Origin of the sequence: Nonomuraea coxensis DSM 45129, assembly GCF_019397265.1 — a bacterium.
Lineage (GTDB): Bacteria > Actinomycetota > Actinomycetes > Streptosporangiales > Streptosporangiaceae > Nonomuraea > Nonomuraea coxensis.
This window is the reverse complement of the sequence record NZ_CP068985.1, coordinates 402457-425545: the sequence shown is the minus strand read 5'-3', so window position 1 is coordinate 425545 and position 23089 is coordinate 402457. Positions and strand designations below refer to the sequence as shown.

General features: G+C 72.1%; 25 protein-coding genes. 8 read left to right on the top strand and 17 right to left on the bottom strand.

Going from position 1 to position 23089, the window contains the following annotated elements:
* The 8 genes from Nocox_RS02045 to Nocox_RS02010 all read right to left on the bottom strand — a co-directional run bounded on the left by Nocox_RS02045 (position 1) and on the right by Nocox_RS02010 (position 8592).
* Positions 1-918, bottom strand: a complete 918-nt coding sequence (locus Nocox_RS02045; protein WP_020542643.1) for a LysR family transcriptional regulator — start codon at positions 916-918, stop codon at positions 1-3.
* 197 nt (positions 919-1115) lie between these two features.
* Positions 1116-2405, bottom strand: coding sequence for a glutamate-1-semialdehyde 2,1-aminomutase (gene hemL / locus Nocox_RS02040; RefSeq protein WP_026214224.1), 1290 nt, complete (start codon positions 2403-2405; stop codon positions 1116-1118).
* Between the two features lie 47 nt (positions 2406-2452).
* The gene (locus tag Nocox_RS02035) at positions 2453-3082 is read right to left on the bottom strand and encodes a bifunctional DNA primase/polymerase (protein WP_020542640.1); all 630 of its coding nucleotides are present in this window, start codon (positions 3080-3082) and stop codon (positions 2453-2455) included.
* A 132-nt stretch (positions 3083-3214) separates the two neighbouring features.
* The gene (hemB, locus tag Nocox_RS02030) at positions 3215-4198 is read right to left on the bottom strand and encodes a porphobilinogen synthase (RefSeq protein WP_020542639.1); all 984 of its coding nucleotides are present in this window, start codon (positions 4196-4198) and stop codon (positions 3215-3217) included.
* A complete protein-coding gene (locus tag Nocox_RS02025; protein WP_157382974.1) occupies positions 4195-5754 on the bottom strand; it encodes a bifunctional uroporphyrinogen-III C-methyltransferase/uroporphyrinogen-III synthase in 1560 nt (519 codons plus the stop codon). The genes hemB and Nocox_RS02025 overlap by 4 nt, the downstream gene beginning before the upstream one ends.
* Positions 5751-6665: a hydroxymethylbilane synthase gene (hemC, locus tag Nocox_RS02020; RefSeq protein WP_020542637.1), complete on the bottom strand. Its 915-nt coding sequence runs from the start codon at positions 6663-6665 to the stop codon at positions 5751-5753. The genes Nocox_RS02025 and hemC overlap by 4 nt, the downstream gene beginning before the upstream one ends.
* Complete coding sequence (locus tag Nocox_RS02015) at positions 6662-7918, bottom strand: glutamyl-tRNA reductase (protein ID WP_020542636.1); 1257 nt, start codon at positions 7916-7918, stop codon at positions 6662-6664. The genes hemC and Nocox_RS02015 overlap by 4 nt, the downstream gene beginning before the upstream one ends.
* Positions 7915-8592 (bottom strand): redox-sensing transcriptional repressor Rex, encoded by a 678-nt coding sequence (locus Nocox_RS02010; protein WP_020542635.1) that lies wholly within the window; start codon positions 8590-8592, stop codon positions 7915-7917. Before Nocox_RS02010 ends, Nocox_RS02015 begins: the two co-directional genes overlap by 4 nt.
* 114 nt (positions 8593-8706) lie before the next feature.
* Here Nocox_RS02010 and Nocox_RS02005 point away from each other — a divergent pair, with 114 nt between their 5' ends.
* Positions 8707-8943 (top strand): glutaredoxin family protein, encoded by a 237-nt coding sequence (locus tag Nocox_RS02005; protein WP_020542634.1) that lies wholly within the window; start codon positions 8707-8709, stop codon positions 8941-8943.
* On the opposite strand, the gene Nocox_RS02000 is transcribed toward Nocox_RS02005, so the two are convergent.
* Entirely contained in the window at positions 8933-10525 is a 1593-nt protein-coding gene (locus Nocox_RS02000; RefSeq protein ID WP_020542633.1) for a putative quinol monooxygenase, read from the bottom strand. The genes Nocox_RS02005 and Nocox_RS02000 overlap by 11 nt on opposite strands.
* A 178-nt stretch (positions 10526-10703) precedes the next feature.
* On the opposite strand from Nocox_RS02000, the gene Nocox_RS01995 reads away from it, so the two are divergent.
* Genes Nocox_RS01995 through Nocox_RS01985 form a run of 3 tightly spaced genes read left to right on the top strand, consistent with a single transcriptional unit; the run spans position 10704 to position 13045 of the window.
* Positions 10704-11369: a sigma-70 family RNA polymerase sigma factor gene (locus Nocox_RS01995; RefSeq protein WP_020542632.1), complete on the top strand. Its 666-nt coding sequence runs from the start codon at positions 10704-10706 to the stop codon at positions 11367-11369.
* 56 nt (positions 11370-11425) lie between these two features.
* On the top strand, positions 11426-12148 hold the full coding sequence (locus Nocox_RS01990; protein ID WP_157382973.1) for a DUF5667 domain-containing protein: 723 nt from the start codon (positions 11426-11428) through the stop codon (positions 12146-12148).
* An 18-nt stretch (positions 12149-12166) separates the two neighbouring features.
* On the top strand, positions 12167-13045 hold the full coding sequence (locus Nocox_RS01985; RefSeq protein ID WP_020542630.1) for an HAD family hydrolase: 879 nt from the start codon (positions 12167-12169) through the stop codon (positions 13043-13045).
* A 15-nt stretch (positions 13046-13060) separates the two neighbouring features.
* Here the strand turns inward: Nocox_RS01985 and Nocox_RS01980 are convergent, their stop codons facing one another.
* The 8 genes from Nocox_RS01980 to Nocox_RS01945 all read right to left on the bottom strand — a co-directional run bounded on the left by Nocox_RS01980 (position 13061) and on the right by Nocox_RS01945 (position 19426).
* Entirely contained in the window at positions 13061-14077 is a 1017-nt protein-coding gene (locus Nocox_RS01980; RefSeq protein WP_051112529.1) for an LCP family protein, read from the bottom strand.
* Between the two features lie 2 nt (positions 14078-14079).
* Positions 14080-14661 carry an RNA polymerase sigma factor gene (locus tag Nocox_RS01975; protein ID WP_020542628.1) on the bottom strand — a complete coding sequence of 194 codons (582 nt, stop codon included), beginning with the start codon at positions 14659-14661 and terminating at the stop codon, positions 14080-14082.
* A 75-nt stretch (positions 14662-14736) separates the two neighbouring features.
* The gene (locus Nocox_RS01970) at positions 14737-15645 is read right to left on the bottom strand and encodes a lysophospholipid acyltransferase family protein (protein WP_157382972.1); all 909 of its coding nucleotides are present in this window, start codon (positions 15643-15645) and stop codon (positions 14737-14739) included.
* Positions 15642-16637, bottom strand: coding sequence for an NAD-dependent epimerase/dehydratase family protein (locus tag Nocox_RS01965; RefSeq protein ID WP_020542626.1), 996 nt, complete (start codon positions 16635-16637; stop codon positions 15642-15644). Before Nocox_RS01965 ends, Nocox_RS01970 begins: the two co-directional genes overlap by 4 nt.
* A gap of 22 nt (positions 16638-16659) precedes the next feature.
* Complete coding sequence (locus Nocox_RS01960) at positions 16660-16758, bottom strand: 30S ribosomal protein bS22 (RefSeq protein ID WP_018654693.1); 99 nt, start codon at positions 16756-16758, stop codon at positions 16660-16662.
* A gap of 176 nt (positions 16759-16934) precedes the next feature.
* Positions 16935-17138, bottom strand: a complete 204-nt coding sequence (locus tag Nocox_RS01955; protein WP_026214222.1) for a helix-turn-helix domain-containing protein — start codon at positions 17136-17138, stop codon at positions 16935-16937.
* A gap of 312 nt (positions 17139-17450) precedes the next feature.
* Positions 17451-18233, bottom strand: a complete 783-nt coding sequence (locus tag Nocox_RS01950; RefSeq protein WP_020542623.1) for a phosphatase — start codon at positions 18231-18233, stop codon at positions 17451-17453.
* Between the two features lie 26 nt (positions 18234-18259).
* The gene (locus Nocox_RS01945) at positions 18260-19426 is read right to left on the bottom strand and encodes an acetoin utilization protein AcuC (protein ID WP_020542622.1); all 1167 of its coding nucleotides are present in this window, start codon (positions 19424-19426) and stop codon (positions 18260-18262) included.
* A 134-nt stretch (positions 19427-19560) separates the two neighbouring features.
* Between Nocox_RS01945 and Nocox_RS01940 the strand changes: the two genes are divergently transcribed.
* The 4 genes from Nocox_RS01940 to Nocox_RS01925 all read left to right on the top strand — a co-directional run bounded on the left by Nocox_RS01940 (position 19561) and on the right by Nocox_RS01925 (position 23085).
* Entirely contained in the window at positions 19561-20715 is a 1155-nt protein-coding gene (locus Nocox_RS01940; RefSeq protein WP_246649831.1) for a sensor histidine kinase, read from the top strand.
* A complete protein-coding gene (locus Nocox_RS01935) occupies positions 20712-21374 on the top strand; it encodes a response regulator (protein ID WP_020542620.1) in 663 nt (220 codons plus the stop codon). The genes Nocox_RS01940 and Nocox_RS01935 overlap by 4 nt, the downstream gene beginning before the upstream one ends.
* An 80-nt stretch (positions 21375-21454) precedes the next feature.
* Complete coding sequence (locus tag Nocox_RS01930) at positions 21455-22345, top strand: ABC transporter ATP-binding protein (protein ID WP_020542619.1); 891 nt, start codon at positions 21455-21457, stop codon at positions 22343-22345.
* A complete protein-coding gene (locus tag Nocox_RS01925) occupies positions 22342-23085 on the top strand; it encodes an ABC transporter permease (protein ID WP_020542618.1) in 744 nt (247 codons plus the stop codon). Before Nocox_RS01930 ends, Nocox_RS01925 begins: the two co-directional genes overlap by 4 nt.
* The last annotated feature ends 4 nt before the right edge of the window (positions 23086-23089 follow it).

The following is a 23089-nucleotide window of genomic DNA, read 5'->3' as shown; positions in this document are numbered from 1 at the left end:
TCAGCGCACGGCCCAGGCGTTCTCCTGCTCCCTGCTGACCTCCATCAGGGTGTCGACCAGGGCTCTGATGGCCGGGCGGCGGGCCGCGTCGGCACGCCAGACGGCGTAGATGCGGCGGGCCTGCCGCGGCCTGATCGGCACCATGGCGACGCCCTCGGGCACGTAGCGGCCGAGCCGCGGCACGATCGCGCAGCCGAGCCCGGCGGCGACCAGCGCGAGCTGGGTCGGGTACTCGTCGGCCAGGCTGGCGATCTCCGGCTCCAGCGAGGCGTTGCGCAGCGTGAACACGAGCCAGTCGTGGCACACGGTGCCGGGCGTGGAGCTGACCCAGCGCTCGCCGTGCAGGGCGGCCAGCTCGATCTCCCGCGAGCCGGCCAGCGGGTGCCCCGCGGGCACTGCCACGTCCGCGATGTCGTCCAGCAGCGTGGCCCTGGACAGGCCGTCGGGCAGCGCCATGGGCCGGTTGAGCCAGTCCTGGACGATGCCGAGGTCCAGCTCTCCCCTGGCGACGTCGCGCACGACCCGCTCGGGCTCGCGCTCGTTGAGCTGGATCCACAGGTCGGGATGACGCTCGCGGAGCGCGACGAGGGCCTGCGGCATGAGGCCGCGGGCGGCGGTGGGGAAGGCGGCCACGTTGAGCCGGCCGACGACCTCGCCGCGCAGCGCCTCGAAGTCCGCCTCCGCGGTCTCGACCAGGGCGAGGATCCGCTCGGCGTGCTCGGCCAGCAGCCCGGCCGCGTCGGTCAGCCGCACGCCGCGGCCGTTGCGCTCCATGAGCCGGGCGCCGGTCTCGCGCTCCAGCTTGGCGATCTGCTGGGACACGGCCGAGGGGGTGACCATGAGCGCGTCCGCCGCCGCGCCGACCGAGCCGTAGACGTGCACCGCGTGCAGAGCCTTGAGGCGGTTCAGGTCCAACATGTAAGCCAGACTAAAGGGTTTAGCGTAGAAAGTCTCGCTTGTGGTTGATTGTGTAGCAGATGAAAATAGATGCATGAGAATCATCAAGTCGAAGAAGCAGCAGTCCGCCGGCCCCTCGTACCTGAAGGAGCTCGCCGAGCAGGCTCGCGAGCAGCGCATCCGCTACCAGAAGCCCGCCCGCTGAGCGTGGCGCCGCGCTACCGCACGGCCGCTGCCGCCTCGGCGGCGGCGGGCAGCGCGGAGGTGACGCGCTCGATCGCCTCGTCGTCGTGGGAGGCCGACAGGAACCACGCCTCGTACGCCGACGGCGGCAGGTAGACCCCCTGGTCCAGCATCGCGTGGAAGAACGCGGTGAACGCGGCGGTGTCCTGGGCCTTCGCCTCGGCGAAGTTCGTCACCTCGGCATCGGTGAAGAAGATCGAGAACAGGCTGCCGGCCCGCTGGAGCCGGTGCGGCACCCCGGCCTTGCCCAGCGCCTCCGCGGCGGCGTCGCCCACCGCGAGGGCCGCGGCGTCCACCCGCGCGTACGCGGCCGCGTCCAGCGCCCGCAGCGTCGCCAGGCCCGCGGCGCAGGCCAGCGGATTGCCCGACAGGGTGCCCGCCTGGTAGACCGGCCCCTCAGGCGCCAGGTAGGCCATGACGTCGGCCCGTCCGCCGAACGCCGCCGCCGGCAGCCCGCCCCCCATCACCTTGCCGAACGTCATGAGGTCGGCCTCGACCGGGTCGAGGCCGTACCAGCCGGCCGCAGAGACGCGGAAGCCGGTCAGCACCTCGTCCACGATGAGCAGCGCCCCGTGGGCCGTGCACAGCTCGCGCAGCCGCTGGTTGAAGCCGTCGCGCGGCGGCACCACGCCCATGTTGGCCGGGCACGCCTCGGTGATCACGCAGGCGATGTCGGCCTGGGCGAACGCCTCCTCGACGGCCGCCACGTCGTTGTACGGGAGCACGATCGTGTCCGCCGCCGACGCCCCGGTGACGCCAGGCGTGTCGGGCAGACCGAAGGTCACCACGCCCGACCCGGCCGAGGCCAGCAGCGCGTCCACGTGCCCGTGGTAGCACCCGGCGAACTTGATCACCTTGGACCGCCCGGTGAACCCGCGCGCCAGCCGCACCGCGCTCATCGTCGCCTCGGTGCCGGAGCTGACCAGCCGCACCTTCTCCACCGGCGCCACCCGGGAGACGATCTCCTCGGCCAGCTCGACCTCGCCCGGGGTGGCGGTGCCGTACGAGAAGCCGTGGGCGACCGCCCCGGAGACCGCCTCGACGACCGCGGGATGGCGGTGGCCGAGGATCATCGGCCCCCAGGAGCACACCAGGTCGACGTAGCGGTTGCCGTCGACGTCGGTGATGTAGGGGCCCTGGCCGGCGGCCATGAAGCGCGGGGTGCCGCCGACCGCGCCGAACGCGCGCACCGGGGAGTTGACGCCTCCCGGCACGATCCGGCGGGCACGGGCGAACAGGTCCTCGGATCTCTCTGTGCGGCTCACCCGACCAGGTTAGTCGGGACGGAGGCCGCCCCAGGGCGAGGGTCCGCTCAGTCGGCCAGCCACTCCAGGATGCGCAGCGGGTCGGGCAGGGGCCGCCCGTCAGGGGGCCGCAGCCAGGAGACCTGCCGGCCGAAGGGCAGCAGCGAGGGCGGCGCCAGCACGTAGCTGTCGCGGCAGTGCCAGCGCAGGCCCGGCGAGTCGTCGATCGCGGCCGGGTCGCAGTCGAGGTGACAGGACCACCACTCGTCCTCGTCCTCGGGGTTGCCGCGGGTGGCCACGTAGAACAAGACCCGGTCGCCTTGAGCGGCGACCGGGCCGGAGCGCGCTCCCGCCTCGTCGATCCTCGTGAGGGCCGTGAGACCGGCGGCGAGAGGCACGTCGAACACGTCGAAGACGCGGCCGGTGGGCAGGATCACCCCCGCCTCGGGCTCGGCCTGCCACCAGCGGGAGAGCTGCGCGGGGTCGGTGGTGGCGAGCAGCGGCCAGGCCGGGGAGAGCGGATGGGCGCCCGGGTCGGGACAACCGAGCCGGTCGCACGAGCACGCCCGCGGCCCCGTGGCCAGCGGATAGGCGCCCGGAACCACGGGCCACCCCATCGCGGCGTAGTCGAGCACGGTCGCGATGCGCGTCGGCCGCGCCCGCTTTTTGGTACGCCGAGCCAGAGGTACCCCCACCATCGGTGTCTCCCGTCGAGTCCCGTGCCTGAAGAGGTCCCGGCTCCGGGCGGGCGTTCGCTCACGCGGGACACACCAGCACTTGTCATCGCACTCTAACGCACAGGTCTCACGAGTTGACGGGAAACCCCTTGGTTAGAGCGTGCGCGCCACCTCGGTGGCCCAGTAGGTCAGGATCAGGTCGGCGCCGGCCCGCTTGATGGCGACCAGCGACTCCATGATCATCCGCTCGCGGTCCACCCAGCCGTTGGCCGCGGCCGCCTCGACCATCGCGTACTCGCCGCTCACCTGGTAGGCGGCGACCGGCACGTCCGCCTCGCGGCGGAAGGCGGCGATGATGTCGAGGTAGGCGAGTGCGGGCTTGACCATGACGGCGTCCGCGCCCTCGGCCAGGTCGAGCCGGAGCTCGCGCAGCGCCTCCTCCAGCGGCCCCGCGGGGTCCTGCTGGTGGGTGCTGCGGTCGCCGAACTGCGGCGCGCACTCGGCCGCGTCGCGGAACGGGCCGTAGAAGGCGGAGGCGTACTTCGCGGAGTAGGCGAGGATCGGCACGTCGGCGTGGCCGGCGCCGTCGAGCGCGGCGCGGATGGCGCCCACCTGGCCGTCCATCATGCCGCTCGGCGCGATCATCTGGGAGCCCGCGTCGGCCTGGGCCACCGCGATGGAGGCGTAACGCTCCAGCGTGGCGTCGTTGTCGACGTCGCCCGACGGGGTCAGGATGCCGCAGTGCCCGTTGTCGGTGAACTCGTCGAGGCACGTGTCGGCCATGACCACGATCGCGTCGCCGACCTCGGCCGTCACCTCGCGCAGCGCCTTCTGGAGCACGCCGTCGGGGTCGTCGGCGGCCGAGCCGCGCGCGTCCTTGACCGCCGGGATGCCGAACAGGATCAGCCCGCCCACACCCGCCTCGGCGGCCTCGTGGGCCGCCTTGCGGAGCGAGTCGGAGGTGTGCTGGAACACGCCGGGCATCGAGGCCACCGGCTGCGGCTCGGAGATGCCCTCCTTGACGAACGCGGGCAGGATCAGGTCGGCGGCGTCGAGCCGGGTGCCCGACACCATCCGCCGCAGGGCGGCATTGCGGCGCAGCCTGCGGGGACGGGCGACGGGGTAGCGCGCGCTCATCTGGCTCTCCTTCTCGCGCCGCGGCGGTTCTGCGAGGGCCTGCGCGGCGTGTCGCCCGCGGCCAGCGCCGCCTGGCGCTGCTTGGCTCCGTACTCGGCCACGGCGGCGGCCAGCGCGGAGGCGGATGGCTTGTCGGCCATGACGTCCACCCGGAGCCCGAACTCCTCGGCGGTCTTGGCCGTCTGCGGCCCGATGACCGCGATCACGGTGACGTTGTGCGGCTTGCCGGCGATGCCCACGAGGTTGCGCACCGTGGAGGAGGAGGTGAAGAGCACGGCGTCGAACCCGCCGCCCTTGATCGCCTCACGGATCGGCGCGGGCGGCGGCGCGGCCCGCACGGTGCGGTAGGCCGTGACGTCGTCGCACTCCCAGCCCAGCTCGGTCAGCCCGGCCACCAGCGTGTCGGTCGAGATGTCGGCGCGCGGCAGCAGCACCCGGTTGATCGGGTCGAGCATCGAGTCGTACGGCGGCCACTCGGCCACCAGCCCCTCGGACGACTGCTCGCCCGAGGGCAGCAGGTCGGGCTTGACGCCGAACTCGACCAGGGCCCGCGAGGTCGCCTCGCCCACGGCGGCCACCTTGAGCCCGGCGAAGGCGCGGGCGTCGAGGCCGTACTCCTCGAACTTCTCGCGCACCGCCTTGACGGCGTTGGCGCTGGTGAAGGCCACCCACTCGTAGCGGCCGGTGACCAGGCCCTTGATGGCGCGGTCCATCTGCTGCGGGGTGCGCGGCGGCTCGACCGAGATGGTCGGCACCTCCTCGGGCACCGCGCCGTAGGAGATGAGCTGCTCCGACAGGCTCCGCGACTGCTCCTTGGTGCGGGGCACCAGCACCCGCCAGCCGAACAGCGGCTTGGTCTCGAACCACGACAGCTTGTCGCGCAGCCCCACGGCCTCGCCCACCACGATCAGCGCGGGCTCGGTGAACCCGGCGTGCTTGAGGTCGGCCTGCAGCCGCCCGAGCGAGGACACGACGGTGTACTGCTCGGTGGTGGTGCCGCCGCTGCTGACCGCGACAGGCGTGGTGTCGGGCTTGCCGCCGGCGATGAGGGCCTTGCCGATGGACACGGCCTCGGCGATGCCGTTGTAGATGACGAGCGTGCCGGGGCAGGCGGCGTGGGAGGACCAGTCCTGCTCCTGCGCGGCGTCCACGACGCGGAACTCGGGCACGGCCGTCGCCGGCGGGATGCCCGCGTAGGTGAGCACGGCCGTCGCGGGCGGGACGCCGGGCACGACCTCGAAGTCCACCTCCGCCGCCGCGCAGGCCGCGACCTCCTCCGTGACGGAGGAGAACAGCATGGGGTCGCCGGGGCACAGGCGCACCACGAGCCCGCCGTCCTTGGCGCGCTTGACGAGGCCCGCCAGCGCGTCGTCGGCCTCGACGACCTGCACGCCCTCCCGGGCGTGGCGCAGCAGCGCGCGGTGCGCCTCCTCGCCGAGCACCACGACGTCGGCCTTGCCGAGCAGCTCGGCGCCGCGGAGCGTGAGCAGGTTGGGGTCACCGGGGCCCGCGCCCACGAAGGCGACGAGACCGGAGATTGGACTATCGGAGCTCAATGGGAATGCTCCCCCATCAATCTGTCGGCCCCTTCGGAGATCATCTCGGCCGCGAGGCGGCGGCCCAGGCTGTCAGCCTCAGAAGGAGAGCCGGCGGTGGACTTGCGGACCGCCTCGCGGCCGTCGAGCGCGACGACCGTGGCGGTCAGGTTCAGAGTGTGCCCGTCATCGACCGCGTACGCACCCACGGGCGCGGCGCAGCCCGCCTCCAGCGCGGACAGGACGGCCCGCTCGGCGGCCACCGCGGAGCGGGTGCGCGGGTCGTCGAGCACGCCGAGGAAGGCGACGAGGTCGGTGAGGTCGGCGCGGCACTCGACCGCGAGGGCGCCCTGGCCGGGGGCCGGCAGCAGCTCCTCGACCTCGAAGATCTGGGCGATCTCGGCGGAACGGCCGAGCCGGTCGAGCCCGGCCGTGGCCAGCACGACCGCGTCCAGCTCGCCGGAGGTGACCTTGGCGATGCGGGTGTCGGCGTTGCCGCGGATCGGGACGTACTCGAGATCGGGGCGCAACGCGCTCAGCATGGCGACGCGCCGCGGCGAGCCGGTGCCGACGCGCGCGCCGGACGGCAGGTCGGCGAACTTGGCGTGCGCGATCAGCGCGTCGCGGTGGTCGTGGCGGGCCGGGAGCGCGGCCAGGACGAAGCGCGGGTCCTGCTTGGTGGGCAGGTCCTTCAGCGAGTGCACGGCGAAGTCGATCTCGCCGTCGAGCAGCTTGTCGCGCAGCGCGCTGACGAACACGCCGGTGCCGCCGAGCTGCGCCAGATGGGCCTTGGTGACGTCGCCGAACGTGGTCACCCCGACGAGCTCGATCGCGCGCCCGGTGCGCTCGGTGTAGCCGTCGGCCACCATCTGGGACTGGGTGGTCGCCAGCTGGCTGCGGCGCGTGCCCAGCCGGAGGGGTTCGGGCGTCACAGCTCCACCTCTCTCACGGCCTCGGGCATCTTCGGGTCCAGGTTGAACAGCTCACGCAGCGCCTCCGCATAATGATCGCCTCCCGGGCAGGTGGCGAGCTGCTTGACACGCACAGTCGGCTCGTGGAGCAGCTTGTCCACGACGCGCTGCACGGTCATCGCGACCTCGTCGCGCGCCCGGGCGTCGAGGTCGGGCACGCGCATCAGCAGGCGGCCGAGCTCGGACTCGACCACCCCCGCCGCCTTGCTGCGCAGGGCCACCACCGTCGGGGTGACCTTGGCGGCGCGCTCGGCGTCGAGGTAGGCGCGAAGCTCCTCGACGACCAGGGCGCGCACGGACGCGACCGCGTCGACCTCCCGCGAGCCGATGCCGGACTCCTGGATCGTCTCCAGGTCGACCAGCCGGACCCCCGGCACCCGGCGCACGGCCGGGTCGACGTCGTGCGGCAACGCGAGGTCCAGCAGGAACGTAGGTCCGCCCAGCATATCCGGCGTGATGATGTGCCTGCCCGCTCCGGTGCAGGTGATCACGATGTCGGCGGCGGCCAGCTCGCCCGGCATGGCGGAGAACTCGACGGCCCGGCCGCCGACGTTGGCGGCCAGCCGGGCGCCCCGCTCGTACGTGCGGTTGGCCACGACGATGTCGGTGACCCCGGCGCGCTGGAGCGTGACGGCGGCCAGCGAGCTCATCGAGCCCGCGCCGACGACCAGCGCCCGGCTGCCGGCGATCTCGCCGGCCAGCGCCAGCCCGGCCGTGACGAGGGAGGCCCCGGCCTGGTCGATGCCGGTGTCGGTGTGGGCCCGCTTGCCGACCCGCAGCGCCTGCTGCACCAGCTCGTTGAGCGTGGCGCCGACGGTGCCCTGGCGCTGGCCGAGCTTGAGCGCCTGGCGTACCTGGCCGAGGATCTGGCCCTCGCCGACGACCATGGAGTCGAGGCCGCACACCACGGAGAACAGGTGCTCGACCGCACGCTCCTCGTAGTGCACGTAGAGGTGCGGGGTGAGCTCCTCGACCGTGATGCCCGTGTGCACGCCGAGAAGCCCGGTCACGGCCGTGAGGGCGGCGTGGAACCGGTCGACCGTGACGTAGACCTCCACCCGGTTGCAGGTCGACACCACCATGGCCTCGGCCACGGACGGATCGTGCTGGACGTCGTGCAGGAGCTTGACCAGCCGGTCACCGGTGAGGGAGACCCGTTCAAGCAGCGCCACCGGCGAGGTGCGGTGGCTGAGTCCGATGGCCAGGATGCTCATTGACTGTCCACCGCCATGAGTGGCCCTCCAGCTTTGCGTTGCTCGTGGAACGCGAGAATCTGCAGTTCGATGGAAAGATCGACTTTCCGGACGTCGACGGTGTCCGGCACGGAGAGCACGACGGGGGCGAAGTTGAGTATGCTCGTCACGCCCACGGCGATCACGCGATCGCAGACCGCCTGCGCCGCTTCCGCCGGTGTCGCCAGAACCACGATCGAGACTCCACGCCGCTTGATGACGGCTTCCAGTTCGTCGATGTGCTCAACATTCAACCCCGCTATGGTGTCGCCCACGACTCCGGGGTCGGCGTCGATCAGTGCCGCCACCCGGAAGCCGCGTGAGACGAACCCGCCGTAGTTCGCCAGCGCGCGGCCGAGGTTGCCGACGCCGACGATGGCGACCGCCCAGTCCTGCGTCAGACCCAGCTCGCGGGAGATCTGGTAGACGAGGTACTCGACGTCATAGCCTACGCCTCTCGTGCCGTAGGAGCCGAGATGCGACAGATCTTTGCGGAGCTTCGCGGAGTTGACCCCGGCGGCCGACGCGAGATCCTCCGAGCTGACCGTCGCCACGCCCCGCTCCGCCATGCCGTGCAGCGCCCGCAGGTACAGCGGCAGCCGCGCGACCGTCGCCTCGGGGATGCCTCGGTCACGGGGCTGGGACGTGCTCTTCACGCGCCGGAGCTCCAGGGGACGGGCGGCCGGGAGCCGCGGGGACGGATTAGAACCGTCTTTCAGGTTAATCCCTTTGTGAACCGATGCACAAAGTAGCGGCGGTACGGTTGCCGTATGCACCGCATCACGTTGCTCGGCAAGCCCGGCTGTCACTTGTGTGAGGACGCGCGCGCGGTCATCGCCCGGGTGGCGGGCGAGCTGGGCGTGCCCTGGGAGGAGATCAGCATCGACTCCTCCGAGGAGCTGAGGGAGAAATACTGGGAGATGATCCCGGTCACGCTCATCGACGGCGTGCAGCACGACTTCTGGCGGGTCGACGAGACCCGCCTGCGGGCCGCGCTCAGTACGTGACCGTGGGGAGCGGCACCACCTTCGCGGCGTTGACGTCGAGCTCGATGACGTTGGTGGCCAGCACCATCGACTGCCGCTCGGTGACGAACCGCTCGACGTGCGGCTGCCGCTGGTGGTCGCGGTAGGCGACCTCGTCGCGGTAGAGCTCGTAGACGATGCGCTGCAGCGGGGCCGACTTGACCGAGTGGCAGGCGTAGACGAGCGTGTCGGGCTCGCCGCGGCGCACGCCCTCGACCGTGGCCTCGGCCAGCCGGTCGAACGCGTCGCCCGCGCCGTCCATGATCGTGAACACGGTGAGCAGGCCGTAGATGTTCGGCGACAGGCGGCCCCCGGCGGGCTGCTGGCCGGGCTGTGGGACCGGCTGCTGGGGCTGGGACGGGGAGAACAGGTCGGCGCCCGAGAAGAGCATGCCGGTGGCCGGGCCGGCCGGGGGCGGGGTGGGCGGCATCGCGTATTCGGGGCGCTGCGGCGGCATGGCCTGCGGGCCGGACGGGCCGCCGAAGGGCTGCGGGGCTGACGGGCCGCCCTGGCGCTGGGGGCCGGAGGGCCCGCCGGGCATCGCGCCGCCGTTCATGATGTAGCCGGTCGCGGGGCCGTCCTCGGGCGGGGGCGGCGCCATGCGGGCAGCGTAGTCGACGTCGCGCTCGCCCGCGCGGTATTCGGCCACCAGGTCGCCCAGGCCGGTGGGGCGGCGGGGCGCGGCGGGCGGCAGGTCGGCGGCCGGCACGGGCTCGGGCATCGCCCGGCGGCCGCGCGGGACCGTGCGGTCGTGGTCGTCCAGCGGCGTCCCGCGCTGGTCGCCGCCGTGGCGGCCGGGGGCGTCGTGGCCGTGGCGGGCCCTGGCGTCCTGGCGGGCGTCCTGGCCGCGCCGGGCGGGCGCGTCGCGGTCGTCGAGGTCGTCGTCCTCGTCGTCGTACGGCGCGAGCGGCCGCAGCACGGTGTACCAGATCGCCGCCGCGGCCACCGCGAGCAGCGCCGTGGTGAACAGCGGGGGCACCGTGAAGCGCATCGCGCCCACCAGGGCGATCCCCGACGGGGCGATCACCAGGGCGGCGTGCAGGTTGTCGGTGTCGTACTCGTCGCCGTTGCGCCACTTGAGCGCCGCGACCACGAGCATCGCCAGCATGATCACCACGGCGATGACGTGCACGCCGATCAGCAGGGAGCCGGGGAAGATGCCCCAGAGGGCCGGCCCCGAGGGCGGGGCCTTGCTCATCTCCTGCGACTTGAGCGGATCGAAGATCATGATGGCGCCAGTGACGATCGTCAGCGCGATGCCCATCAGCCACGCCAGGAAGCGCGGCGGCACCCGCTCGGCGAGGAGCTGGATCATGCCGACGGCCAGCCAGAGCGGCGCGAGCAGCGACCCCGTCACCTGGTAGATCCGGAACGTGACCGTCCCGAATCCCGTCAGGGAGCCGATGCCGACCACCGCCAGCGACAGGAACAGCGCGCCCGCCGCGACGACCCAGCCGATCAGCCAGCCCTCGGGCTCGTCACGCAGCCGTTTGATCAGGGCGCCTGTCGCGAAGGCGGCGAGGAGCGCACCGGCGAACCCTAGGACAGCAACGAGGATCTCCATGGTGACTCCAATGCTGCCGGACGATGCCTCCCAGCCGGTAGCCGAAGAGGGAACAGGTCGATCCTCACGGTATCCGGCGGTTACACCAAGTCATGCAAGCACCTTGTGGATTGTGGAATTTCCGGTTGATTTCTAGAGTGATCGAGCACGCCGCACCCCTTACCCCTAGGGATACCGGATGCCTGACTCGTCACCGTTCGCCGGGCTGCTGGTGCCGGCGCTCGCTGGGCCTGCCCGGACGGGCGAGTTCGCCGTGCGCGAAGAAGCGCCGGAACCCGAGGTGGACGGTGCCGCCGACGTGGACGTGCGGACCCTCGTGCTGCATGCCAAGAACGGCTGCACGGAGTCGTTTGGCACGCTCTACGACCGCTACGTGGACCTCGTCTACCGCTACATCTACTTCCGTGTCGGCTCTCATCAGCTCGCCGAGGACCTGACCAGCGAGACCTTCCTGCGAGCGCTGCGCAGGATCGCCGACTTCACCTGGCAGGGCCGCGATTTCGGCGCCTGGCTCGTGACCATCGCCCGGAACCTGGTGACAGATCACTTCAAATCGGGGCGATATCGGCTGGAGATCCCTACCGGGGAGATCATCGACGTTCCGCTCGACGGCTCGCACATCCCGGAGAACGCCGTGGTCACGGCCATCATCAACGACCGGGTCCTGCGGGCCGTACGAGAGCTCAATCCCGAACAGCAGGAATGTGTCGTCCTGCGTTTCCTGCACGGACTCTCGCTCGCGGAAACCGCGTTGATCATGGGGAAGAAGAGTGGAGCGATCAAAGCGCTGCAGTTCCGGGCCATCCGCGCGCTGGCACGGGCGCTCAAGCACGACCTCGCGTAACCTCCACCATCCACCCGTCGTTAGGCAGGTGTCACGGCCAGACGGGAGCGACTGCCATGGGTAGGGCGCGCAGGCGGCGGGAGCGCGTGCTCGAACACCTCACGGAGCTGCGGAGCCTGCCCATCGGAGGGGCTCCGGAGCCGGACTTCCGCGCCCGGCTGCGCGCCGAGCTGATCTCCCGGCACCGGGCCGAGCGGTCGCCGTACCCGTTCCCGTCCGTCTCCGCGGCGGACCTGCCCTCCCTCGCCTCCGACACGCCCGGACGGCGCCCTGAGGCCGCGCGCCACGCCCGGCCCCGGCCCGCCCGGCGGCCGGCGCCGGCGCGCAGGCGACCGATGCTGTCCCACCTGGCCTCGTTCGGACTGGCGGCGGGGATGATGGTGTCGGCGTTCGCCACGTACCAGTCGGTGCCTGGCGACTCGCTCTATCCGCTCAAGCGGGCCGCGGAGAGCACCCTCGTCCGGCTCAGCGCCGACGACGCCGAACGCGGCGAGCGCGAGCTGGCCTCCGCCAAGACCCGCGCCAGGGAGGTCGCCAGCCTGCTCGGCTCCGCCGAGGACGGCCCGCTGGTCGGCAGGACGCTGAAGGACATGGAGGACTCCACCCGCTCGGGCATCAGCCGCCTCGAACGGGCCGAGCCGCGCTCGCCGAAGATCAAGAAATTCGCGCGGGACCAGAAAGACATGGTCAGCCCCATGCTTCCGCAGCTCAACGGCGACCAACAGGCCCAGGCGGAGGGCTATCTGCACTACATCGAAGGTCTGGTCGCGCCACAGTAGGTAGCTAAGCTGAGGCTCATGCGGCTTTTTGGACGACGACACCACGTCGAGCCCGAGGTTGCCGGCGAGGCGGCGGCCCGGGCGGCGGTCACCGTCGCGCCGGCCGAGCCGGTCGAGCCCGACCTGGAGGCGGCGGCCTTCTTCGACGTGGACAACACGATGATGCGCGGCGCGTCCATCTACCACTTCGCCAGGGGCCTCGCCACGCGCGGCATGTTCACCACCTCCGACCTGCTGAAGTTCGCGGTGGGCCAGGCGGTCTTCCGGCTGCGCGGCAGCGAGAACCCCGAGCACATCGCGGTGGCGAGGGAGACGGCGCTGGCGTTCGTGGCCGGGGCCAAGGTCGACGACGTCGTCCGCCTCGGCGAGGAGATCTACGACGAGGTCATGGCCGACCGCATCTGGGGCGGCACCCGCGCGCTCGCACAGTCGCACCTCGACGCCGGCCAGCGGGTCTGGCTGGTCACCGCCACGCCGGTCGAGCTGGCCCGGGTCATCGCCCAGCGGCTCGGGCTGACCGGCGCGCTCGGCACCGTCGCCGAGACCGGCAACGGCGTCTACACCGGCCGGCTGGTCGGCGACCTGCTGCACGGCCCCGCCAAGGCCGAGGCCGTGCGCGCGCTGGCCCGGCGCGAGGGCCTCGACCTCACCCGCTGCACCGCCTACAGCGACTCGGCCAACGACCTGCCGATGCTGTCCCTGGTCGGCCACGCCGTGGCCATCAACCCCGACAGCGAGCTGCGCGAGCACGCGAGGAAGCACGACTGGCCCGTCAGGGACTTCCGCACCGGGCGCAAGGCCACCATGACGGCCCTGCCGATCGCGGCGGGCGTCGGGGCGATCGCGGGCGGAGTCGCGGCGGGGATCGCCCTCCGCCGCCACTACCGCCGCGTCTGACCCCCGCCCCCTTCTCTACTTCAGGGACTCGAACAGCTCACGGGCCTGGGGTTGCCGCCATTCGATCCGGTTCGGGTCGGTCCTGGAGGGCTGCCACGGCACGACGGCCATGCTGATCCTGGCGCTCGCCAGCTGCCCCGCCAGCCCGGCCATCTCCTCCAGGCCGAGATCGGTCCGCACCGACGCGCGCACCTCGGTCAGCAGGGCCTTCAGCCGGTTCTCGTCGAGCACCGAGCTCTGGGCCTTCTTCGCCATCGCGCGCAGGAGCTGCGCCTGCCGCTTGATGCGGGCGGTGTCCGAACCGTCCCCCGTGGCCCGCGAGCGCATCCACCCCAGCGCCGCCTCGCCGTCCAGCGTGACCTTGCCTGCCGGCAGCCTGAGCTTCGCCCGCGGGTCGTCCACGGGGCGGCTCAGGGTGAGCTGTACGCCTCCGAGCGCGTCCACCACGCCCTTGAAGCCGGTGTAGTCCACCTCGACCGTGTGCCGGAAGGTGAGCCCCGTGAGCTTCTGCAGGGTCTGGCGCAGGCACGGCAGGCCACCCTGGTCGTACGCCGAGTTGATCATGTCCGTACGGGCGGGCCGCCCCGGGCAGCCCTGGATCCGCACCATCGAGTCGCGGGGAACGCTGACCGCCGTCACCGCTCCCCTGTCCTCGGGCACGTGCAGGATGATGATGCTGTCCGAGCGCCGCCCGCCGCCGTCCGGCTGACGGGCGCGGTGGGGCCCGTACGCCGCGTTCTCGCCCTCGACGCTGTCCGAGCCGACCAGCAGGATGTTCATGGCCCCGCTGACGTCCACGTTCCGCGCGGCGGCGGGGGGCACGGCGACCGGCCGGTCGCGGGCCAGCAGCAGCGTGGGCACCACGACCGCGGCGGCCGTGGCGACGGCCACGAGGCCGGCCGTCCACCAGGTGGCCCACCAGCGCCGGGTGGCGCGGGCCCGCAGCAGGCGCTCGCGCTGGCGGACGAGCGTCACGGGCGGCTCGTGCTCCAGTCGCGCGCCGAGGTCGCGGAGCAGCTTCAGGTCGTCCATCGTCACTCCTCCTCCGCCATCGGGTTGGTGTCGCCGAGCGCGGCCCGTACCTTCCGCCTGCCCCTGTTGAGGCGGGAGCGCACGGTGCCGACGGGGATGCCGAGCGCCTGCGCGACCTCCTCGTACGTCAGGTCGCCCCACGCGATGAGCAGCAGCACGTCGCGGTCCTTGGCGGACAGGGACGCGAGGGCGCCGGCCAGCTCGCCGCGCACCGCCTGGGCGCTGACCCCGGCGGCCACCCGGTCGGCGGGCGACTCGGTCGCGTGCTCGACCGGGGCGCGCAGCAGCGCCCGGTAGCGGGCGGCCTCGCTGCGGTGGTGCCGGGAGATGAGCTTGGTGAGGATGCCGAACAGCCAGGGGCGGGCGTCCGGATAGGCCAGGTCGTAGCTCCTCCTGCGGGAGAAGGCGACCAGGAAGGTCTCGCCGACGAGATCCTCCGCGGGCTCGGGACCGAGCCGTTTGGAGACGTAGCGGTAGAGCATGCCGGCGTAGCGGTCGAACAGCTCGGCGAACGCCTCGGGTTCGGTCCATGAGGCGTTCACGAGCTCCGCGTCCGCGCCTCGGGTGGCGGGTTGCAGGATCATCTCCGCCCTTCTCTGGGGGAACGGTCGGAGATGTCTCGCCACAACCCGCCGCGGGAGTTCACGGCGGGCCCGCCGTCAGAGGAACGGCGGGAAGGCGTGCCCGCGGCGCAGCCGCAGCTCGTTGAGCATCTGCTGGATGACCTCGCGCACGTGGTCGGTGACGTTGAAGACGAGCATGGGGTCGTCGGCGGCCTCGGGCTCGTAGTGGTCGGTGCGGATCGGCTCGCCGAACTCGATCATCCACTTGGACGGCAGCGGCACCAGCCCGAGCGGCCCGAGCAGCGGGAAGAACGGCGTGATCGGCACGTAGGGGAGCCCGAGCAGCCGGGCCAGCGACCTGATGTCGCCGATCTTGGGGTAGATCTCCTCAGCCCCGACGATCGCCGTGGGCAGGATGGGCACCCCGGCGCGGATCGCCGAGGCGACGAAGCCGCCGCGGCCGAAGCGCTGCAGCTTGTAGCGCTCGGAGAACGGCTTGCCGACGCCCTTGAAGCCCTCGGGGAACACCCCGACCAGCTCGCCCTTGCGCAGCAGCCGGTCGGCGTCCTCGCGGCAGGCGAGGGTGTGGCCGGTCTTGCGTGCCAGGTGGCTGAGCAGCGGGAGCTGGTAGACGAGGTCGGCGCCGAGCAGCCGCAGCGGCCGGTGGACGTCGTCGTGCATGGCGACCTGGAGCATGAGCGCGTCGACCGGCAGCGTGCCCGAGTGGTTGGCGACGACCAGCGCGCCGCCCTCCTCGGGCACGTTGTGCAGCTCGACCGTCTCGACCCTGAACCAGTGGTTGTAGAGGGGCCGGACGAGCTCCAGGAAGACCTTGTCGGTCAGCTCGGGGTCGTAGCCGAACTCGTCGACCTCGTAGTCGCCGTCGAGCCGCCGCCGGAGGAAGGCCAGCAGCTCGGCGAGCGGGTCGGGGTCGGCCTGCTCGTAGGAGGGCGCGGCGGTGATCGGGATCACCCGGCCGTCGTCGTGCTCATGGGAGACGCTCAACTGGGCACACCTCCGATCGGGTGCAGGCCCCGCGAGCGCAGGAAGTCCTCGAAGGCCGCCCCGGTGCTGAACTTCGGCTTCCAGCCGAGCTCGGTTTCCAGCCGGGAGGTCTCGACCGCGCGGCCGTGGCACATGAGCTTGAGCTGCTCGGGTGAGTACTCGACCAGCCCGAAACGGCGCGCGGCGTTGCCGAGCGCCTCGAACGCGGGCGAGAACAGCGGCATCGACAGCCGGCCCGCCCTGCGCACGCACTGCGACAACAGCAGCACGCCCGCCCCGGCCACGTTGAACGTGCCGGGGTGGTCCTCCGTCGCCATCCGGCGCAGCACCTCGACCGCGTCGTCCTCGTGGACGAACTGCAGCCGCGGGTCGAAGCCGAACACGGTCGGCAGCACCGGCTGGGTGAAGTAGCGCGTCAAGGGCGAGTCGACACCCGGCCCCATGAAGTTGGCGAAGCGCAGCAGCGACACGGTCACGTCGGGACGGCGGCGCGCGAAGCCGCGCACGTAGCCCTCGATCTCGCACGCGTCCTTCGCGTAGCCGTGGCTGGGGCCGTCGTGCGGCTCCAGGTCCTCGGTGAAGACCGCCGGGTCCCGCGGTGACGAGCCGTAGACGGCGGTGGTGGAGCGGACCACCACGCGCCGCACGGTCGCCGACCGCTGGCAGGCGCCGAGCAGCTGCATGGTGCCGATGATGTTGTGCTCTTTCATGGCTGCCCTGCCACCGCCCCGCGAGGGAGCGCTGACCAGGCTCATGTGCACAACGGTGTCGATGTCCGCGGCCGCGATCACCTGCGCGATGTCGGGGCTGCGCAGGTCGACCCGGACGAACTCGGTCCGGCCCAGGGAGACACCGCCATCCCGCGTCAGCGAGGGGGGCGGCACGGTGTCCACTCCGATGACCCGGTCGATGTCCGGGTCGGCGGCCAGAACGTTCGACACCCGGGCGCCGATGTGGCGCGAGACCCCGGTGACGAGCACGGTGTGGGTCATCAGCGCCTCGCAGCTGCGTCGGTTACTTCTTGTTACGCCGCTGGATGCGCGTCTTCTTGAGCAGCTTGCGGTGCTTCTTCTTGGCCATCCGCTTGCGGCGCTTCTTGATCACAGAGCCCACGGGACCCCCAGGTACTGATAGCAAGTCTGAATCGGAGTGCGAGCGCACACCGGCTCACAGACTACCGGCGATCCATGGTAGATCGCCCCTCGGGGGGCGAGAGCCCCGGCCGCGCGTGGCGAGCGGCCGGGCTTCTCCCGCGACAGCACTCACGGCGTGACCATCACGTCGCTACGTCAACCTGCCTCGATGTAGGCCTCCCGCAGATAGTCGTGCACCGCCTGCTCGGGCACTCTGAACGACCGGCCTACCCTGATGGCCGGGAGCTCGCCGGAGTGTACGAGCCGGTACACCGTCATCTTGGACACCCTCATGACCGTCGCGACTTCAGCCACGGTCAGGAACTTCACCTCGCTGAGAGGTCTTTCGCCTGCACCCATCGGACGCCTCTTCCGCACGTGTTTCCGGGTTATCCCCACTGGTGCCATTGCTCACGCACGTGTACTGCCGTCAGCGTAAGTCGGGACTCCGAGTGCGCAAACCCCCTATTTTCTCTCTTGACGGAGCCGCCTGTCAGCCGAACCAGAGAAATCGCTGGTGAGCAGCCGGGCCGAGCACCTCGCCTGGACCTTGGAACTGTCCAAGTTGCCACACATAAGAGTCGCCGGAGCCCTGTCAAAAGTTGGCAAAGGGACGGCGAGCCCCTTGGAATGCAGGCGCGAAAAGACGGTATCGAGCTGACCGGAATGAACTCAGAGGGCTGATGAGACCAGAGTGACCAATCGCTCGGTGAGCGGAGCGTAAAATCGGGGTAGCACATTGTCGTCCAACGGCACGACGACGTCGATCTTCCCCTCCGCCTCGCCGACGAACAGGCCCGGGTCGTTGCTGTCGGCGAAGGCCACCGTCGGCACCCCCGCCTCGCCGGCCGCGCCCGCCCAGCCGTGGTCGGCGATCACCAGGTCGGGCAGGTCGCCGTCCAGCTCGTGCAGCATGTGCCGCATCGGCGCGGCGTCGTGGGTGTGCACGAAGTTGCCCCGGTCGTCGAGCATGGCGACGTCCTGGAGGTAGCGGATGCGGCGCGGGCGGCCGAAGCCGGAGCCCGCGTACGTCCAGCCCTCGCCGGGCGTCAGCAGCCGCGCGCCGTGCCGCTCGCATAGCGCCGCGAGCGGCAGGTGGACCGCCAGCAGGCCGGTGGGGTGGCCGGTCGCGAACAGGATCCGCGGCTCGGGCCTGGCGAGCACGGCCGCGACGCGCTCGGCCATGGCGTCGAGGGCGTCGATGGTCAGCTCGGGGTCGATGGTGTCCTGGCCCCAGCGGTGCCCGGGGTCGGCGACCACGCCCGCCGACTTGGCCATGAGCGCGAGCACGTCGCGGTAGGACCACGGGTGGTCGAAGCTCAGGCCGAGGGCGTAGTAGGGGTCGCCGTTGGCCAGCGAGCTGTAGTGGTCGAGGTTGTTCTCCCGTGGCGTCGCGACGTCACCGGCGATGCGGGTGCGTACGAGGTGATCGCGGAGTTGGTCGCGGCTCAGCACAGCTTTCCTTCGCAGAACATCGGCGCTCACGGCATCGGGTCGAGGCCGTGCAGGGGGAACACCGCTTTGCGGGTGGCGATGACCGCACGGTCGATGGGGTCCGCTGGGTCATAACCGGCCGAGATATCACGAAATTCCGGGTTTCGGCCGTCGGTCATGGTCAACGGGGGCGTCTCGCCGGTGCGCTCCCTCACGTACCTGCGCCACTCCTCGCCCGTCCGCGTGGCCGGGTCGATCGGATGCCCGGACGCCTCGGCCAGCAGGTGCGTCCACGCCCTCGGGACGACCTGGACCAGCTCGTAACCGCCGCCGCCGACCGCGATCCAGCGCCCGCCCGCCGTCGTCTCGTGGGCCAGGCGGTGCAGGGCGGCGTAGGCGGCGCGCTGGCCGTCGACGCTCAGCATGAGGTTGGCGAGCGGGTCGAGCGCGTGGCTGTCGCAGCCGTGCTGGGTCACCAGCACCTCGGGCCGGAACTCGTGCAGCAGCGGCGGCACGACCGCGTGGAAGGCCCGCAGCCAGCCGGCGTCGCCGCAGCCGGCCGGCAGCGCCACGTTGACCGCCGTGCCCTCGGCGCCGGTCTCCTCGGGGAAGCCAGTGCCGGGGAACAGCGTGCGCGGGCTCTCGTGCAGGCTGATCGTCAGCACCCGGGGGTCGTCGTAGAAGACCGTCTGGACGCCGTCGCCGTGATGGACGTCGACGTCGACGTACGCGATCCGGCCCACCCCCCGCTCCAGCAGCCAGGCGATGGCGAGCGCCGGGTCGTTGTAGACGCAGAAGCCGCTGGCCATGGCGGGCATGGCGTGGTGGAGCCCGCCCGCGATGTTGACGGCGTGCTCGGCCGCGCCCTCCCAGATCGCGCGGGCGGCCGCCAGCGAGGCGCCCGCGATCAGCGCCGACGCCTCGTGCACGCCCTTGAACGCCGGGTTGTCCATGGTGCCGAGCCCGCAGCCGAGGTCGGGCGCGCCGGAGACGGACACCCGCTTGACGGCCTCGACGTAGTCGCGCTTGTGGACCATGGCCAGCTCGTCGTCACCGGCGGGGTCGCAGCCGGCCAGCTCGACCCGGTCGAGCACGCCCAGGCCCCTGGCCAGCGCCATCGTCAGCTCCACCCTGACGGGCGCGAGTGGATGGGTGGGGCCGAAGTCGTAGGAGGTGAGAGCGTCGTCCCAGATCACCCGTACCGACCGGCTCATGCCAACCCCTTCACGTGCCGCCTCGCCTTGCGGCCGACGTTACCGCAGCGCGGACTCTCCGTTGTAGCCCGGGCTCAGTGCGGAAATATCCGCTCTGAGCCGGATATTTCATGACTTAGGGTTTGGGCGTGGGCATGGGGCGAACGGTCAGGAGAGCCGTGGAGTTCCTCCGCCGTCCCAGGGTCTCCGACACCGCCCTGGTGATCGCCGTCTCGCTCCCCGCGATCCCCGGGCTGGTCACCATGATCGTCCAGGGCGACGGCGGAGGCACGCTGGAAGCCGCCCACTACCTGGCGGGCGCGGCACTGCTGTGGCCGCGCCGGCGCCGGCCAATCCTCACCGCGACGCTGGTCGCGGGGCTGGACGTGACCGGCTTCGCCCTGCACCTCGTGACGATCGCGAACCTGCCCACGGCCATCGCGCTCTACAGCGTGGGCCGCCACACCTCCGGCCGCGTCACCGCCGCGGCCGGGCTCGCCTTCTACGCCGTCTACGCCGTGGCAGGGGAGATCTTCTGGCCAGGCCGGGGCAACTGGGTGGGCTACCTGTTCGCCGTGGGGTCGGCCGTGGGCGTCGGGCAGCTCGTCCGGCTGCGCGCGGAGCTCAACGAGCGCGGGCGGCACGAGGCAGCCGACGCCGCCGTGCGCGAGGAGCGGCGGCGCATCGCCAGGGAGCTGCACGACATCGTGGCGCACCACATCACCGTCATCACCGCCCTGGTCGGCGGCGCGCGGGCGACCCTCCCGCCCGAGCAGGAGGTCACCAGGAACGCGCTGAAGAGCGCCGAGCAGACCGCCCGCGAGGCGATGACGGAGATGCGCCTCCTGCTCGACGTGCTGAGGGCCGGCGACGTGCTCCGCGACGGCGACCTGATCGGGGCGGGCGGCACAGGGCCGGACGCCGCGACCGGCGTGGGCGCGGAACGGCTGCCCGCGCTCGTCGAGGAGGCCAGGTCGGCCGGGCTGGCCACCAGCCTCACCGTGACCGGCGAACCCGTCCCGCTGCCCGCGCCCGTCGACCTCGCCGTCTACCGCATCGTCCAGGAGGCGCTCACCAACACCCGCAAGCACGCGGCCGGGGCGCGGGCCGGGGTGCGGCTGGCGTACGAGCCTGAGGCCGTCGAGGTCGAGGTCGTGGACGACGGGCGCGCCACGGGCTCGGGCACGCCCGGCTTCGGCCTCGGCGGCATGGCCGAGCGGGTGGCGCTCTGCGGCGGGCGGCTCTCGACCGGCCCGCACACCGGAGGCGGCTTCCGCGTGCACGCCCGCATCCCCTTGGAGAAGCCGTGATCCGCGTGCTGCTCGCCGACGACCACGAGCTGGTCCGCACGGGCTTCAGGCTCATGCTCGACGCCCAGCCCGACCTGTCCGTGGTGGGCGAGGCCGGCGACGGCGCGGCGGCGGTGGACCTCGCCCGGCGGCTGCGGCCGGACGTCGTGCTCATGGACCTCCACATGCCCGACCTGGACGGGGTGCGCGCGACCGAGCTGATCACGGCCGAGCTGCCGGGGGTGCGGGTGCTCGCGCTGAGCACGTTCGACCTGGACGAGAACGTGGTCGCGGCGCTGCGCGCGGGCGCGGGCGGCTTCCTGCCGAAGGACGTCTCCCCCGAGGAGCTGATCGAGGGCGTGCGCGTGGTGCACCGGGGCGAGTCGGCGGTCGCGCCGCGCCTGCTGACCCGGCTGATCGGCGCGTTCGTCCGCGCCTCGCGGACCCCGCCCGCGCCCGCGGGAGCCGCGGGGCTCGCGGGGCTGACCGAGCGGGAGCGGGAGGTCCTCGTCCTCATCGCCCGCGGCCGCTCGAACGCGGAGATCGCCGCCGGGCTCGCCGTCTCCCCCTCGACCGTCAAGAACCACGTGACGAGCCTGTTCGCCAAGCTCGGCGTACGGGACCGCGCGCAGGCCGTCATCGTCGCCTACGAGGCGGGGCTCGTCCGCCCAGGAGAGTAGGACCCTGGTCCCAGAGGGCGTCCCGCAGGACGGTCCCCGGGCAGGAAGAAACCAGCGGTCCGCGCCGCCAGGCTGGGATCATGACAGCCATTCGGGCAACGAACCTGAGCAAACGCTACGGCGCCACCGTCGCGGTGGCGGACCTGTCGTTCGACGTCGAGCCCGGCCGGGTGACGGGCTTCCTCGGGCCCAACGGGGCCGGCAAGTCCACCACCATGCGGATGATCCTCGGGCTCGACCGGCCGTCAGGCGGCTCCGTGCTGGTGGACGGGCGGCCGTACCAGGAGCTGCGGCATCCGCTGCGCAAGGTGGGCGCGCTGCTCGACGCCAAGGCCGTGCACGGCGGGCGGAGCGCCCGTGACCACCTGCTGGCGATCGCCCAGAGCAACGGGCTGCCCGCGAGCCGGGTCGGGCAGGTGCTGGAGACCGTGGGACTGCGCGAGGTCGCGAGGCGCCGCGTCGGCGGCTTCTCGCTGGGCATGGCGCAGCGGCTCGGCATCGCCGCGGCGCTGCTCGGCGACCCGGAGATCCTGCTGTTCGACGAGCCCGTCAACGGGCTCGACCCGGACGGCATCCTGTGGATCCGCACGCTCATGCGCGACCTCGCCGCCGAGGGCCGCGCGGTCTTCGTCTCCAGCCACCTCATGAGCGAGATGGCCCAGACCGCCGACCACCTCGTCGTGATCGGCAAGGGGCGGCTCATCGCCGACACGAGCGTCGAGGAGTTCATCGCGCGCAGCTCGCAAGGGTACGTACGGGTGCGCTCCCCCCGCCTGGCCGAGGTCGCCGACCTGATCGGGACCGGCGAGCGGCATCCCGACCACCTGCGGGTGACCACGATGAGCACCCTGGAGATCGGCACCCTCACGGCGCGGGCCGGCATCCCGCTGGAGGAGCTGACGCACGTGCGGCCCTCGCTCGAAGCCGCCTACATGGAGCTGACCAAGGACAGTCTGGAGTTCACGTCATGATCGACATCATCAGGTCGGAATGGACCAAGATCCGCTCGGTCCGCTCGACGGTCTGGACGCTGGCCGCCACCGCCGTGATGATGATCGGCTTCAGCGCGCTGCTCTCCGCCTCGGTCGCGCACAGCGCCGACGGGCCCGTCGACGTGCCGCACGCGCTCGCGCTGGGCCTGGCGGGCACGATGTTCGGCTCGCTGTCCATCGCCGCGCTGGGCGTCCTGGTGATCTCCGGCGAGTACCGCACCGGCGGCATCCGCACCTCGCTCATGGCCGTGCCCCGGCGTCTCCACCTGCTCGCCGGCAAGGCCGTGGTCTTCACCGTGACCGCGATCGTCGTCTGCACCCTCGCCGCGGCAGGGGCGCTCGCCGTCGGCCTGGCGATCACGCGGCCGGCCGGGCTCACGGCGGGCGACGTCGTACGGGCCGCCGGCGGCGCGGGGCTCTACCTGACCGCGTGCGGGCTGTTCGGGCTGGCGCTCGGCACGCTCGTCCGGCACTCGGCGGGCGCGCTCGTGGCGGCCATCGCGCTGATCCTGGTGCTCCCCGCGGTCGTCACGCAGCTGCCCGGCGCGTGGGGCAGGGCCGTCGCGGAGCACTTCACCACCAACGCGGGCCAGCTCATCATGGCCGGCGGCGGAGGCGGCGGCTCGCTGAGCCCGTGGGGCGGGTTCGGCGTCTACCTGGCCTGGATCGCCGTGACCGCGGTCGCGGGCTGCGTCCTCATGCGGCGCCGCGACGCCTGACGAC